The organism is Streptomyces adustus (assembly GCF_009377175.1).
GTDB lineage: Bacteria > Actinomycetota > Actinomycetes > Streptomycetales > Streptomycetaceae > Streptomyces > Streptomyces adustus.
The window spans coordinates 15,696-27,949 of the sequence record NZ_VJZD01000118.1 but is presented as its reverse complement, the minus strand read 5'-3'; the positions used below and the strand labels follow the sequence as shown (position 1 = coordinate 27,949).

13 protein-coding genes are annotated in these 12,254 nt (G+C 70.7%); 6 read left to right on the top strand and 7 right to left on the bottom strand.

What is annotated here, in order from left to right; all coding sequences use genetic code 11:
* Positions 1 to 1,668, bottom strand: a 1,668-nt coding sequence (locus tag FNH09_RS26050) for an N-acetylmuramoyl-L-alanine amidase (protein ID WP_152892137.1), incomplete at its 3' end; no start/stop codon positions are given.
* Positions 1,669 to 1,986: 318 nt separating this feature from the next.
* Positions 1,987 to 2,382, bottom strand: coding sequence for a superoxide dismutase, Ni (sodN, locus tag FNH09_RS26045; RefSeq protein ID WP_020130742.1), 396 nt, complete (start codon positions 2,380 to 2,382; stop codon positions 1,987 to 1,989).
* 145 nt (positions 2,383 to 2,527) lie between these two features.
* Between sodN and sodX the strand changes: the two genes are divergently transcribed.
* Positions 2,528 to 2,962: a nickel-type superoxide dismutase maturation protease gene (sodX, locus tag FNH09_RS26040; protein WP_152892134.1), complete on the top strand. Its 435-nt coding sequence runs from the start codon at positions 2,528 to 2,530 to the stop codon at positions 2,960 to 2,962.
* On the opposite strand, the gene FNH09_RS26035 is transcribed toward sodX, so the two are convergent.
* Entirely contained in the window at positions 2,866 to 3,495 is a 630-nt protein-coding gene (locus tag FNH09_RS26035; RefSeq protein ID WP_162469104.1) for an ABATE domain-containing protein, read from the bottom strand. The genes sodX and FNH09_RS26035 overlap by 97 nt on opposite strands.
* A gap of 101 nt (positions 3,496 to 3,596) precedes the next feature.
* On the opposite strand from FNH09_RS26035, the gene FNH09_RS26030 reads away from it, so the two are divergent.
* Positions 3,597 to 4,385: a class I SAM-dependent methyltransferase gene (locus tag FNH09_RS26030; RefSeq protein ID WP_338017686.1), complete on the top strand. Its 789-nt coding sequence runs from the start codon at positions 3,597 to 3,599 to the stop codon at positions 4,383 to 4,385.
* Between the two features lie 183 nt (positions 4,386 to 4,568).
* Here FNH09_RS26030 and FNH09_RS26025 read toward each other — a convergent pair whose 3' ends face one another.
* Genes FNH09_RS26025 through FNH09_RS26015 form a run of 3 tightly spaced genes read right to left on the bottom strand, consistent with a single transcriptional unit; the run spans position 4,569 to position 7,297 of the window.
* Positions 4,569 to 5,321 carry an amino acid ABC transporter ATP-binding protein gene (locus FNH09_RS26025; protein WP_152892145.1) on the bottom strand — a complete coding sequence of 251 codons (753 nt, stop codon included), beginning with the start codon at positions 5,319 to 5,321 and terminating at the stop codon, positions 4,569 to 4,571.
* A gap of 50 nt (positions 5,322 to 5,371) precedes the next feature.
* Positions 5,372 to 6,310: an ABC transporter permease subunit gene (locus tag FNH09_RS26020; RefSeq protein ID WP_162469103.1), complete on the bottom strand. Its 939-nt coding sequence runs from the start codon at positions 6,308 to 6,310 to the stop codon at positions 5,372 to 5,374.
* 30 nt (positions 6,311 to 6,340) lie between these two features.
* Positions 6,341 to 7,297 (bottom strand): ABC transporter substrate-binding protein, encoded by a 957-nt coding sequence (locus tag FNH09_RS26015; protein ID WP_152892130.1) that lies wholly within the window; start codon positions 7,295 to 7,297, stop codon positions 6,341 to 6,343.
* Positions 7,298 to 7,856: 559 nt separating this feature from the next.
* On the opposite strand from FNH09_RS26015, the gene FNH09_RS26005 reads away from it, so the two are divergent.
* From FNH09_RS26005 to FNH09_RS25990, 4 genes are all read left to right on the top strand, one after another.
* The gene (locus FNH09_RS26005; protein ID WP_162469102.1) at positions 7,857 to 9,080 is read left to right on the top strand and encodes a malic enzyme-like NAD(P)-binding protein; all 1,224 of its coding nucleotides are present in this window, start codon (positions 7,857 to 7,859) and stop codon (positions 9,078 to 9,080) included.
* A gap of 190 nt (positions 9,081 to 9,270) precedes the next feature.
* The gene (locus FNH09_RS26000; protein ID WP_152892128.1) at positions 9,271 to 10,236 is read left to right on the top strand and encodes a zinc-binding dehydrogenase; all 966 of its coding nucleotides are present in this window, start codon (positions 9,271 to 9,273) and stop codon (positions 10,234 to 10,236) included.
* A gap of 102 nt (positions 10,237 to 10,338) precedes the next feature.
* Positions 10,339 to 10,548: a helix-turn-helix domain-containing protein gene (locus tag FNH09_RS25995; protein WP_152892126.1), complete on the top strand. Its 210-nt coding sequence runs from the start codon at positions 10,339 to 10,341 to the stop codon at positions 10,546 to 10,548.
* Positions 10,548 to 11,144: a Clp protease N-terminal domain-containing protein gene (locus tag FNH09_RS25990; protein ID WP_152892124.1), complete on the top strand. Its 597-nt coding sequence runs from the start codon at positions 10,548 to 10,550 to the stop codon at positions 11,142 to 11,144. Before FNH09_RS25995 ends, FNH09_RS25990 begins: the two co-directional genes overlap by 1 nt.
* Positions 11,145 to 11,180: 36 nt before the next feature.
* Here FNH09_RS25990 and FNH09_RS25985 read toward each other — a convergent pair whose 3' ends face one another.
* Entirely contained in the window at positions 11,181 to 12,254 is a 1,074-nt protein-coding gene (locus tag FNH09_RS25985) for a PadR family transcriptional regulator (RefSeq protein ID WP_152892122.1), read from the bottom strand.

The window sequence follows — 12,254 nt, the reverse complement described above, 5'->3', positions numbered from 1 at the left end:
GGTGGCGTCCGTGGCGGCCGGGGTGGGATCGGCGAGCACGGTGACGTCCGAGGTGACCGCGGCCCAGCCGGACTGGTGGACGCCCTGGACGGCGACCTTGTGGGTGCCCGGCGCCAGGTCCACCTGGGCCGAGCCGGCGGAGCCGGCGACGGTGACCGCGACCTTGCCGTCGACCAGCACGTCGTACTGCCTGACCAGCACGGCCGGAGTGGTGGCCGACCACTTCAGGGTGACGGTGGAGCCGGTGAGGACGGTGGAGCCGGACACCCCGTCGCCGGTGACCGAGTCCAGCGTGAGGCCTTCGACCGGTCCGCCCGCCCAGGTGCGGATCGTGGGCAGCAGGTTGTAGTAGGCGTCACCCGGACACACCGTGTTGTAGCCGTCGCGGTGGCCGTGGATGACGGGGAAGGTCATCTTGGCGCCCGCGGCCCACGTCTGGCGGAAGTAGTTCGGCCCGGCCGCGCCCGCGGTGAGGGTGGTGGTGCCGGTCGGGTCGACGCCGTACTGGCCGAGCTTCCAGGCGGCGAGCCGGGCGACCGAGGTCATCGCCTCCTTCGACGGGGCGACGCTGCTGTAGTCACCGATGATGGCGATGCCGGTGGTCTCGGAGTTGAAGCCGTAGGCGTGCGCGCCCATCACCGGCCGGTCCACCCCGCCCTTGCGGCCCTCGTAGATCGTGCCGCACTTGTCGACCAGGAAGTTGTAGCCGATGTCCTTCCAGGTCAGCTGCTGCACGTCGTAGGCGTAGACGGACCGGATGACGGCCGGTGCCTGGGCGCAGGTGTAGTCGTTGGAGGTGGCGGTGTGGTGGAGCACCACCGCCTTGATCTTCCCGCCGGGCAGATAGCCGGGCGCCTCGGGACTGATGGATTCGTCCGCGCCCCAGTCCAGCCGCGAGGCGATCGGCGGGCGGGGCGCGGTGGACGCCGGGGCCGGGGGCGCGGACGCCGCCGCCGCGCTCGGCGCGGTCGAGTCCGGCGCGGAGACGGTGGGAGCGCCGCTCGGGCTCTCGGCCGGGGTCGCCGTCTCCGTGGGCGCGGCGGAGGTCTCGCCGGCCGGCGGGGGACCGGCGGACTCGGACGCGGACGGGTCGGCGGAAGCAGGCTCCGACGACGGGTCCGGGGTGACCGGGTCCGCGGAGTCGGTCGGGTCGACCGGCTCCATCACGAAGCCGGCGGGCTCCACCTGGGAGGTCGTACCGCTGCCGGGGTCGATCATGGCCACCCGCAGGTCCTCGGGGAGCCGCTGCGACGCCCGGCCGGACATCCGCACCTCCACCCCGTCGGACGGGCCGAACCAGGCCGGGGAGGTGCCGCCGCGGGACGCGTCCTGCGCGCCGTCCCCGCTGTTGCCGTCGAGCCGCTGCCACTTCGACCACGCGCCGCTCGCCGTGGACCGGGCCCGGGCCTCGACGGTGCCGGTCACATGTGCGGCCGGGTCGGCCCAGCTGACCCCGAGCAGGCTGAAGGGCGCGGTGTCGCGCCGGGCCAGCCGGGCGGACGTGCCGTCCGCGGCCACCGTCAGCGCGGCCGTCGTCGTGCTGGTCCGGATCGGCCCGGACCTCCCCTTGCCCCCCGAACCGTCGCCGTCACCGATCCCCTGGACGACCAGCGTTCCGGCTATCGCCGCGACCGCCACAACGGCCGCACCCCACCCACGACGTCTCATGTCCCGCCCCTGCCCCTGTGCCCTCGTGAACATCACATGTATGACGCAAGGAAAAGGTATATGAGAGTTCAATGAACAAAGGGTGCGGGGTGTCTGAATCGCCATGTGCGCGGCAGTTACGACACCGCGCGCACCCCGTACGCCTTGTGCACCTTGTGCGCCTTGTGTACCTGACACACCTTGCGCACCATCGCGCACACCCCGCACAGCACCGCACCCGGCCCTCCCGGACGCCGGTCAGGGCGTCCCGGGCGGACCGGGTGCGGTGGGGAGGCGCCGCGGTCAAGAAGGCCGCGGGCCAACAGGCTTGATACGGGATCAGGCCTTCTTGGTCTCCCAGAAGATCTTGTCGATCTCGGCGATGAGCTCAAGAGCCTTCTCGCCGGTCTTCGGGTCCGTCGAGGCCTTGGCGGCCGACAGGGCCTTCAGGGTGTCGTTGACCAGCTGGTGCAGCTGCGGGTACTTCTCGAAGTGCGGGGGCTTGAAGTAGTCGCTCCACAGCACGGACACGTGGTGCTTCGCGAGCTCGGCGCGCTGCTCCTTGATGACCGTCGCGCGGGCCTGGAAGTGCGGGTCGTCGTTGGCGGCCATCTTCTCCTGGACAGCCTTCACCGACTCCGCCTCGATGCGGGCCTGGGCCGGGTCGTACACGCCGCAGGGCAGGTCGCAGTGCGCGCTGACCTTGACCTTGGGGGCAAACAGGCGGGAAAGCATGGAGCGTTCCTTCCTCGTGATCGTCTTCTCAGGTGGGACATTACTCCCTGAGGGAGGGGTTTTCGCGAGTGCCCCTGTGGGCTTAGGGCAAAAGTACGGCGTCACACTGGGACTGGTGGAGGACCGACCGGGGAGGTGCCGGGTGATGCCGGAGCTGTCGCAGGAGACCGAGCGCGGGCGGACGGGGCAGCCGTTCGGGCTGGCCGAGGTGACCGGGCCGTCGATGGTGCCGACGCTTTACCACGGCGACCAGCTGGTGGTGCGTCACCGGGGCCGGATCAGGCCCGGCGACATCGTCGTCCTGCGTCACCCCCTCCAGCAGGACCTGCTCATCGTCAAGCGCGCCACCCAGCGGCGCGAGGGCGGCTGGTGGGTGCTCGCGGACAATTCGTTCGCCGGCAACGACAGCAACGACTACGGCGTGGTGCCCGACGATCTGATCCTGGGCCGGGTCTGCTTCCGCTTCCGGCCGCGCAGGCCCGATCAGCGGGCGCCCTTCGCGCTGCTGCGGTGGGCGCTGTCGGCCGCCAGGCCGGTCTTCTCCGACCGGTCCGCCTCCTGGCGCTTGCGGGCACGGTAGGCGGCCACGTTGGCGCGGGTCGCGCAGCGGTCGGAGCAGTAGCGCCGCGACCGGTTGGTCGAGGTGTCCAGGTAGGCGTTGCGGCAGGGGGCGGCCTCGCACAGGCCGAGCCGGTCGACGCCGTACTCGGTGAGGTGGAAGGCGAGTCCCATCGCGGCGATCGCGGCGTAGCCGGCGGTCGCGTTCGACGGATGGTCCGCCAGGTGCATGTGCCACAGCGGGCGGCCGTCGTCGTCCCGGAAGTCGTGCCCGGAGATCTGCGGGCTCACCGGGAACTCCAGGAGCAGCGAGTTCAGCAGGTCCACCGCGAGGGTCTCGTCGCCGGTGTCCGCGGCCTCGAAGACCGCGCGCAGCCGGGCGCGGACCGAGCGGAACCGTGTGACGTCCGCGTCGGTGGCGCGGCGGGCCGCCGACTGGTTGCCGCCGAAGAGGTCACGGACGGCCCCGACCGAGGTCAGCGAGTCGTTGCCCCGAGCCGGTTCCTCGCTGTTGACGAGACGGACGGCGTAATCCGAGTAATAGGCCAGTTCCACTTGTAGTCCTTACGGTGGCGCTCTATGGTCTTGGATGCGGTCGGAGTAACAGCCGGTCGTGCATGCAGGGTATTACGTTGGAGCCTGCGACGGAGGATGCGGTGACGAACGCGGACACGACCACGACGGGTACCACCGGAGCGAACGGCGCGGACTGGCCGGCCTGGCAGGAGAGCTGGGACCGGCAGCAGGAGTGGTACATGCCGGACCGCGAGGAGCGTTTCCGGATCATGCTCGACATGGTCGAGGCGCTCGTCGGCACCACCCCGCGCGTGCTGGACCTGGCCTGCGGCACGGGCAGCATCACCGCCCGGCTGCTCACCCGCTTCCCCGGGGCCACCAGCACCGGTGTCGACCTCGACCCGGCCCTCCTCGCCATCGCCGAGGGCACCTTCGCGGGCGACGGGCGGGTCTCCTTCGTGACGGCCGACCTCAAGGACCCCGACTGGCCGTCGCGGCTGCCGTACGACTCGTACGACGCCGTGCTGACCGCCACCGCCCTGCACTGGCTGCACAGCGAACCCCTCGCGGCCCTCTACGGCCGGATCGCGGAACTCGTGCGCGACGGCGGTGTCTTCATGAACGCGGATCACATGATCGACGAGAGCACGCCGCGGATCAACGCGGCCGAGCGCGCCCTGAGCCACGCCCGCAGGGAGCGGGCCAGGGACGCCGGTGCCCTCGACTGGGCCGCGTGGTGGCAGGTGGCCGCCGAGGACCCGGTCCTCGCCGTGCCGACCGCCCGCCGCTTCGAGATCTACGGCGAGCACGCCGACGGCGAGATGCCGTCCCCCGCCTGGCACGCGCGTGTGCTGCGCGAGAAGGGCTTCGGCGAGGCCCGCCCGGTGTGGTGCTCGCCCTCGGACACCCTGCTGCTCGCGCTCAAGTAGCCGCGGGCCGTCGTCGAGGGGCGAGTGGCCGAGGCCGAGGGGCGAGTGGGCGAGGTCGAAGGGCGAGTGGGCGGCGCCGAGGGGCGAGTGGGCGGCGCCGAGGGGTGAACGGGCGGCCGGACGTGGAGAGGGGCGGTACGGAATTCCGTACCGCCCCTCTCCACGTCGTCGCTCGGCGCCGGGTTACAGCACCTTGGACAGGAACGCCTGGGTCCGCTCGTGCTGCGGGTTCGTCAGCACCTCGCGCGGGTTGCCGGACTCGACGACCACGCCGCCGTCCATGAAGACCAGGCTGTCGCCGACCTCGCGGGCGAAGCCCATCTCGTGGGTGACGACGACCATCGTCATGCCGGACTCGGCGAGGTCGCGCATGACGTCCAGGACGTCACCGACCAGCTCCGGGTCGAGGGCCGAGGTCGGCTCGTCGAAGAGCATCAGCTTCGGGTCCATGGCCAGGGCCCGGGCGATGGCCACCCGCTGCTGCTGGCCGCCGGAGAGCTGGGAGGGGTAGTTCCCGGCCTTGTCGGCCAGGCCCACCCGCTCCAGGAGCTGCATCGCACGCTCCCTGGCCTGGGCCTTGCTGGTGCCCTTGACCTGGACCGGTGCCTCGATGACGTTCTCGACGGCCGTCATGTGCGGGAAGAGGTTGAAGCGCTGGAAGACCATGCCGATGTCCCGGCGCTTCAGTGCGACCTCGCTGTCCTTGAGCTCGTACAGCTTGTCGCCCTTCTGGCGGTAGCCGACCAGCTCGCCGTCGACGTACAGCTTCCCGGCGTTGACCTTCTCCAGGTGGTTGATGCACCGCAGGAAGGTCGACTTGCCGGAGCCGGAGGGGCCGATGAGGCAGAACACCTCGCCGGTCTTCACCTCCAGGTCGATGCCCTTGAGGACCTCGACGTAGCCGAAGGACTTGTGGACGTCCTCGGCCTTGACCATCGGGACGGCGGAGGAGCGCACGGGCGTGTCCGCACCGCTCTTCGTCTCGGTCATGCCAGGCCTCCCTTCGGACGGCTGAAGGACAGCATGTTGCTCTTGATCTTCTGGAACACCGTGGGCGGCAGCGAGCGGCTGGAGCCCCGGGCGTAGTAGCGCTCCAGGTAGTACTGGCCGACGCTGAAGATCGAGGTCAGCAGCAGGTACCAGGCCGCCGCCAGGAACAGCATCTCGGCGGGGGCGCCGGAGGTCTGGCCGATGTCCTGGGCGACGCGGAACAGCTCGGAGTACTGGACGACCGACACCAGCGAGGTCGTCTTCAGCATGTTGATGACCTCGTTGCCCGTCGGCGGCACGATCACTCGCATCGCCTGCGGGATGACGATCCGGCGCAGCGTCTTGGCGTGGCTCATGCCCAGCGCGTGCGCGGCCTCGGTCTGGCCCTCGTCGACCGCGAGCAGACCGGCGCGGCAGATCTCGGCCATGTACGCGGCCTCGTTCAGGCCCAGGCCGAGCAGCGCGGTCAGGAACGGGGTCATGAAGTCCGACCACTGGTCCTTGTAGATCGGACCGAGGTTGATGTACTCGAAGACCAGGCCCAGGTTGAACCAGACCACCAGCTGCACCAGGACCGGGGTGCCGCGGAAGAACCAGATGTAGAACCACGCGATGGACGAGGTCACCGGGTTCTTCGACAGGCGCATCACGGCGAGCAGGATGCCGCCGCCGATGCCGATCGTCATCGACAGCACCGTTATCAGGAGCGTCTTGCCCACGCCCTGGAGGACGCGGCCGTCGAAGAAGTAGTCCGGGATCGCACCCCAGTTGATCTTGCCCTGGGAGAACGCGTAGACCACGCCGGCCATCAGGGCCAGCGCGATGACGGCGGAGACATACCGCCCGTAGTGACGGACAGGGATGGCCTTGATGGCCTCCGGGCCGGCCGGTGGAACGTCCACCGGCCCGTCCGTCTTGGTGTTTTCAACAGTCACGGGTGTTGCCTTTCAGCGGCCGCGGCGCGGTCACTTGCCGCCGTTGACGGCGGCCGAGGTGACGGCGCCGGCGTCGACGCCCCACTTCTGGATGATCTTGCCGTACTCGCCGTTCTTGATGATGGCGTCCAGGGCGGCCTGGATCGCGTCGCGGAGCTGCGTGTTGCTCTTGGCCACCGCGATGCCGTACGGCGCGGCCTCGACCTGCTCGCCGACGATCTGGAAGTCGTTGCCGCCGCCGGAGGTCTTCACCGCGTACGCGGCGACCGGGAAGTCGGACGAGCCGGCGTCGGCGCCGCCCGCGCGCAGCCGGGTCTGGGCCTGCTGGTCGTTGTCGAAGGACTGGAGGGCGATCGTCTTGCCGCCCGCGCACTTCTTCGACTCGGCCTTGGCGAGGTCCTCGGAGACCGTGCCGCGCTGCACCACGAGCTTCTTGCCGCACAGGTCCGCCCAGGTCTTGATGCCCTGGTCCTTGCCCTTGGGGGTGTAGATCGAGACGCCGGCGGTGAAGTAGTCGACGAAGTCGACGCCCTCGCCGACCTTCTTGCCGGTGTCGGAGTCGATGCCCTCCTGACGGTCCTTGGTGTCGGTCATCGCGGACATGGCGATGTCGTAGCGCTTGGAGCGCAGACCGGTGATCAGGGTGTCGAAGGTGCCGTTCTCGAAGTCGAACTTCACTCCGAGCTGCTTGCCCATCGCGTCGGCCAGGTCGGGGTCGATGCCGACCGTCTTGCCGGAGCTGTCCTTGAACTCGACCGGCGCGTAGGCGATGTCGGAGCCGACCTTGATGACACCGGCGTCGCGAATGGCCTGCGGCAGCTTGTCGGCCAGCGGGGCCGAGGCGGCGGTCGAGCCGTTTCCGGAGCCGTCGTTCTTGGTCTGGTCACCGCAGCCGGTGAGCAGCAGGGCGCCGGCGACCGCGATCGCGCCGACCGCTGCTAGCCGGGTGTGCGCGGCGGTGGAACGACGGGTGGTGCTTGCGGTCATGGTGGGTTCCTCCGGCGGGTGGATGGAGTTGCCGATGGGTCGACGAGAACACACACCTTCGGGTGTCGCGACCTCGTGTGATTACGGCATCCTGCCATTCGGATTCAGTCATTCAGGTGAGTCGGCATGTCAAAATCGGATAACGGGACACCCTCGAACTGCACCAGGCCGGACATCACGACCGCACCTTCTACGGGAATCCCTCCTTCCGGCCGGAAAATCTGCGGCGTGTCTCGCCATGTGGCCGGTCTCTGCGCGCCCGTTGCGGACGCTTGGTTCGCCCTCGACCCTTTGTCCAGGATTTGCCCCCTTTTCCGAACATGAGTCATCTCACTGGTGCGAGACCACATGTGACCTTCGCGTTATGGACTCGTCCTCGGCCGCGTCCGTCCGGTAAGAAGGATCCTCACACCCCTCATCCGGGGCTCAGGGCGCGTGTGCGGCGCGCCCGACGCGTATGTGCCCGTACGCCTCACCTCACTGGGCCGTGCGCGATGCCCGCCCACCCCTCACCAGGAGTGGCCACCCTCAACCATGTACACCTAAGGGGTAAGACACAGTGGCAGCGGAGATCGTCAATCCTCGCAGCAAGAACAATACGGACCAAGGGGGCAGTGCGGAGCCCCTCGATTCCTTCGACCCCGCGTTCGCTCTGCATCGCGGCGGCAAGATGGCTGTGCAGGCCACCGTGCCGATCCGGGACAAGGACGACCTGTCCCTCGCCTACACCCCCGGCGTCGCGCGCGTGTGCACCGCGATCGCGGAGAACCCGGAACTGGTCGACGACTACACCTGGAAGTCGTCCGTGGTCGCCGTCGTGACGGACGGAACGGCCGTGCTCGGCCTCGGGGACATCGGTCCCGAGGCGTCCCTGCCCGTGATGGAGGGCAAGGCGATCCTGTTCAAGCAGTTCGGCGGCGTCGACGCGGTTCCGATCGCCCTCGCCTGCACGGACGTGGACGAGATCATCGAGACCGTGGTGCGCCTCGCGCCGTCGTTCGGCGGGGTGAACCTGGAGGACATCTCGGCGCCCCGGTGCTTCGAGATCGAGCGCCGGCTCCAGGAGCGCCTGGACATCCCGGTCTTCCACGACGACCAGCACGGCACGGCCGTCGTGACGCTGGCCGCGCTGCGCAACGCGGCACGGCTGAGCGGACGGGCGGTCGGGGACCTGCGCGCCGTCATCTCGGGCGCGGGCGCGGCCGGTGTCGCCATCGCGAAGATGCTGGTCGAAGCAGGTATCGGGGACGTCGCGGTCACGGACCGCAAGGGCGTCGTCTCCCGGGACCGTGACGACCTGACGCCGGTCAAGCGGGAGTTGGCCGAGTTCACCAACAAGGCCGGGATCTCCGGACCGCTGGAGGTCGCGCTGGACGGCGCCGACGTCTTCATCGGCGTCTCCGGCGGTACGGTCCCGGAGGCGGCCGTGGCCTCGATGGCGAAGGGCGCCTTCGTCTTCGCCATGGCGAACCCGAACCCCGAGGTGCACCCCGAGGTGGCGCACAAGTACGCCGCGGTCGTCGCGACCGGGCGCTCGGACTTCCCGAACCAGATCAACAACGTGCTGGCGTTCCCGGGGATCTTCGCGGGCGCGCTCCAGGTGCGGGCCTCGCGGATCACCGAGGGCATGAAGATCGCCGCGGCCGAGGCGCTGGCGGCCGTCGTCGGCGACGACCTCGCCCCCGACTACGTCATCCCCTCGCCGTTCGACGAGCGCGTCGCCCCCGCGGTGACCGCCGCGGTCGCGGCGGCGGCACGGGCGGAGGGCGTGGCTCGCCGCTGAGCCCCTCCCCGAGTTCCACGGATCGGCCTCGCCCGCACGGGCGGGGCCGTTCTTCTTACCTTCCTCGCCCCGGCGTCCGGGTGCCGGGGCGCACCCGCCGCCGTTATGCCTGACGTTTTCCGCGCAAGAGGGCGTGTGTCACAACGCGTCCTGGTTCCCCCGGCCGCCCCCGGAACCTATCGTCGGCTTCATGTTCGCTGCCTACGCCGCCCGAATCGACCGTGACCAGCCGCTCTCCGGACTGGAGTTGGGGGAGCGTCCGGCCCCCGGGGCCCGCTCCGGCTGGAGTGTCGTCAACGTCAGAGCCGCCTCCCTCAACCACCACGACCTCTGGTCCCTGCGGGGTGTCGGCCTGCCCGAGGACAAGCTGCCCATGATCCTCGGCTGCGACGCCGCCGGTGTCGACGAGGACGGCAACGAGGTCGTGCTGCACTCCGTGATCGGCCAGACCGGCCACGGAGTGGGCCCCAAGGAACCCCGTTCCATTCTTACCGAGCGCTACCAGGGCACCTTCGCCGAGCAGGTCGCCGTGCCCACCTGGAACGTGCTGCCCAAGCCCAAGGAGCTCTCCTTCGAGGAGGCCGCCTGTCTGCCCACGGCCTGGCTCACGGCGTACCGCATGCTCTTCACGAACGCGGGCGTGCGCCCCGGTGACTCGGTGCTCGTCCAGGGCGCGGGTGGCGGGGTCGCCACCGCGGCCATCGTGCTGGGGAAGGCGGCCGGGCTGCGGGTCTTCGCGACCAGCCGGGACGAGGCCAAGCGCAAGCGGGCCCTGGAGCTCGGGGCCGTGGAGGCGCTGGAGTCGGGCGCGCGGCTGCCCCAGCGGGTGGACGCCGTGATCGAGACCGTGGGCGCCGCGACCTGGTCGCACTCGGTGAAGTCCCTGCGGCCCGGCGGCACCCTGGTGATCTCCGGTGCGACCAGCGGTGACCGGCCCTCGCACGCCGAGCTGACCCGGATCTTCTTCCTCGAACTCAAGGTCGTCGGCTCGACGATGGGCACCAAGGACGAGCTGGAGGACCTGCTCTCCTTCTGTGCCGCGACCGGGGTGCGCCCCGTCATCGACGAGGTGCTCCCGCTCGACCGGGCCCGGGAGGGCTTCGAGCGGCTGGAGTCGGGCGACCAGTTCGGCAAGATCGTGCTGACCGCCTCCTGACCTTCCGACCACGCGCTCTCGACGGCCGGCCCGGCTCCCGGGCCGGCCGTTCGCATGTCAACTTGAGTTGACACCATTCGAGTGTCAACGTAAGTTGACATCATGACCGAAGCAACGGATCTCGCCCAGCGAGCCGGCGACCGCGATCCGCGGGTCGGGCTGCGGGCGGTGGCCGCGCTGCGCCGGCTGCTGGAGCAGCTGGAGGCGGTGCAGGTGCGCAGTGCGCGCCATCAGGGCTGGTCGTGGCAGGAGATCGCCGCGGAACTCGGAGTCAGCAGGCAGGCCGTGCACAAGAAGTACGGGAGGCAGTGATGTTCGAACGCTTCACCCAGGACGCCCGCGCGGTGGTGGTGGGGGCGGTGGCCCACGCGGAACGGGCTGGCGCGGAACGGGTCGAGGAGACCCATGTCCTGCTCGCCCTCCTCGATAGGGAAGGCAGCCGCGGGTCCTTCGCGCTGGCGGTGCTCGGCCTTCCGCCGGGAGGCCGGGACGGCGTCGTACGGGACCTGGGCGAGGCCCGCCGCCGTGGCGGGCTGTCCCGGGCCGACGCGGACGCCCTGTCCGGGCTGGGGATCGATCTGGCGGAGATCGTGGCGCGGATCGAGGAGGAGCACGGGGAGGGAGTGCTGGCGGATCCCGGCCGGGGCGGCGTCACCGGCCGGAAGACCGGGCGGCGGCTGTTCGACCGCGGCGCCCGGGATCTGCTCACCGAGTCGCTGCGCATCACCCTCGGCCGGCGCGACCGCCGGATCGGCGACGAGCATCTGCTGCTCGCCCTCACGGCACGCCCCGGTGTGCCGGCGGAGGTCCTCGCCGACCACGGGCTGACCCACGAGTCCCTCAGCCGGGTCCTGTACGGCCCCGGCACCGCGACGGACGCCGGAACCGGCGAGGCGAAGGCCGGCTGAGGAGCGGGCGAGCGCCGGTGCGGCGCTCGCCCCGTCTCATGCCTTCGGTGTCCGCAGCGCCGCGCCGATGAGGGCCGCCGCCGCGGACAGATGACCGCGGGCGTCGCGGAGCTGGTCCGCGGTGACGCCGTGGTCGCGGGCCGCGTCGCGGATGTCGTCCCGGAAGCGGTCGAGCAGCCGGTCCAGATCGCGGGCCGGATCGCCGGTGAGGTCCTCATGGGCCCAGGCCGGTTCGTAGTCGGCCGGGAAGCCCTCCGGGGCGCGGCCGTACTCGGGTCCGGGCGCCGCCTTCTCGGCACCGGCACCCCCGCCGCCGGCACCGGCACCGGAACGGCCGAAGCCGAGGTCCCTGCCGAACTCCTTGCCGAAATCGCCAAACTCCTTGGCGAGTTCGGTCAGGCCCTCCCGCAGGCCCGTGGGCCAGTCACCCCGCTCGAAGTGGTCCTGCACCTGCTCCTGGACCCGCCGGGAGATGCGCTGCAACTCCTCCTGCGCCTGGCTCCTGGCCCTGTCCTGCGCCTCCTTCGCCTGGCGCCGGGCCCGCTGGGCCTCCTCGCGGGCCCGTCGGCTCTCGTCCTTGGCGCGGCGGGCCTGCTCCTTCCACTCCTGCTTGGCGCGCCGCATCTCCTCCTTGGCGGCCCGCCACGCCTCCTTGTCCCCGAAGTCCCCGAAGTCGCCGTGGTCGCCGTCGCCCCGGTGCTCCCCGGACGCCGAGCCGCCCCGCCGGGCCTCCGAGGCCGCCGCCCGCATCTCGCGGCGCAGATCACCGGCGGCGCCGCGCACATCGGCGCGGATCTCGGCGGCCAGTTCCGCGACCGACTCCCGGATCTCCAGTTCCAGGTCGGCCAGTTCACCGCTGCGGTCGGCCAGTTCGGCGCGGCCCGCGTCCGTGATGGCGTACACCTTGCGGCCGCCCTCGGTGGTGTGGGTGACCAGGCCCTCCGCCTCCAGCTTCGCCAGCCGGGGGTAGACCGTGCCCGCCGACGGGGCGTACAGACCCTGGAAGCGCTCCTCCAGGAGGCGGATCACCTCGTAGCCGTGGCGCGGGGTCTCGTCCAGCAGCTTCAGCAGGTAGAGGCGCAGACGGCCATGGGCGAAGACGGGAGGCAT

Coding starts and splice junctions, on each gene's coding strand:
- FNH09_RS26015 (WP_152892130.1), bottom strand. CDS start 7,297: ATGACCGCAAGCACCACCCGTCGTTCCACCGCCGCGCACACCCGGCTA.
- sodN (WP_020130742.1), bottom strand. CDS start 2,382: ATGCTTTCCCGCCTGTTTGCCCCCAAGGTCAAGGTCAGCGCGCACTGC.
- FNH09_RS26025 (WP_152892145.1), bottom strand. CDS start 5,321: ATGGTCAAGGCCGAGGACGTCCACAAGTCCTTCGGCTACGTCGAGGTC.
- FNH09_RS25985 (WP_152892122.1), bottom strand. CDS start 12,254: ATGCCTCCCGTCTTCGCCCATGGCCGTCTGCGCCTCTACCTGCTGAAG.
- FNH09_RS25995 (WP_152892126.1), top strand. CDS start 10,339: ATGACCGAAGCAACGGATCTCGCCCAGCGAGCCGGCGACCGCGATCCG.
- sodX (WP_152892134.1), top strand. CDS start 2,528: ATGCCGGAGCTGTCGCAGGAGACCGAGCGCGGGCGGACGGGGCAGCCG.
- FNH09_RS25990 (WP_152892124.1), top strand. CDS start 10,548: ATGTTCGAACGCTTCACCCAGGACGCCCGCGCGGTGGTGGTGGGGGCG.
- FNH09_RS26000 (WP_152892128.1), top strand. CDS start 9,271: ATGTTCGCTGCCTACGCCGCCCGAATCGACCGTGACCAGCCGCTCTCC.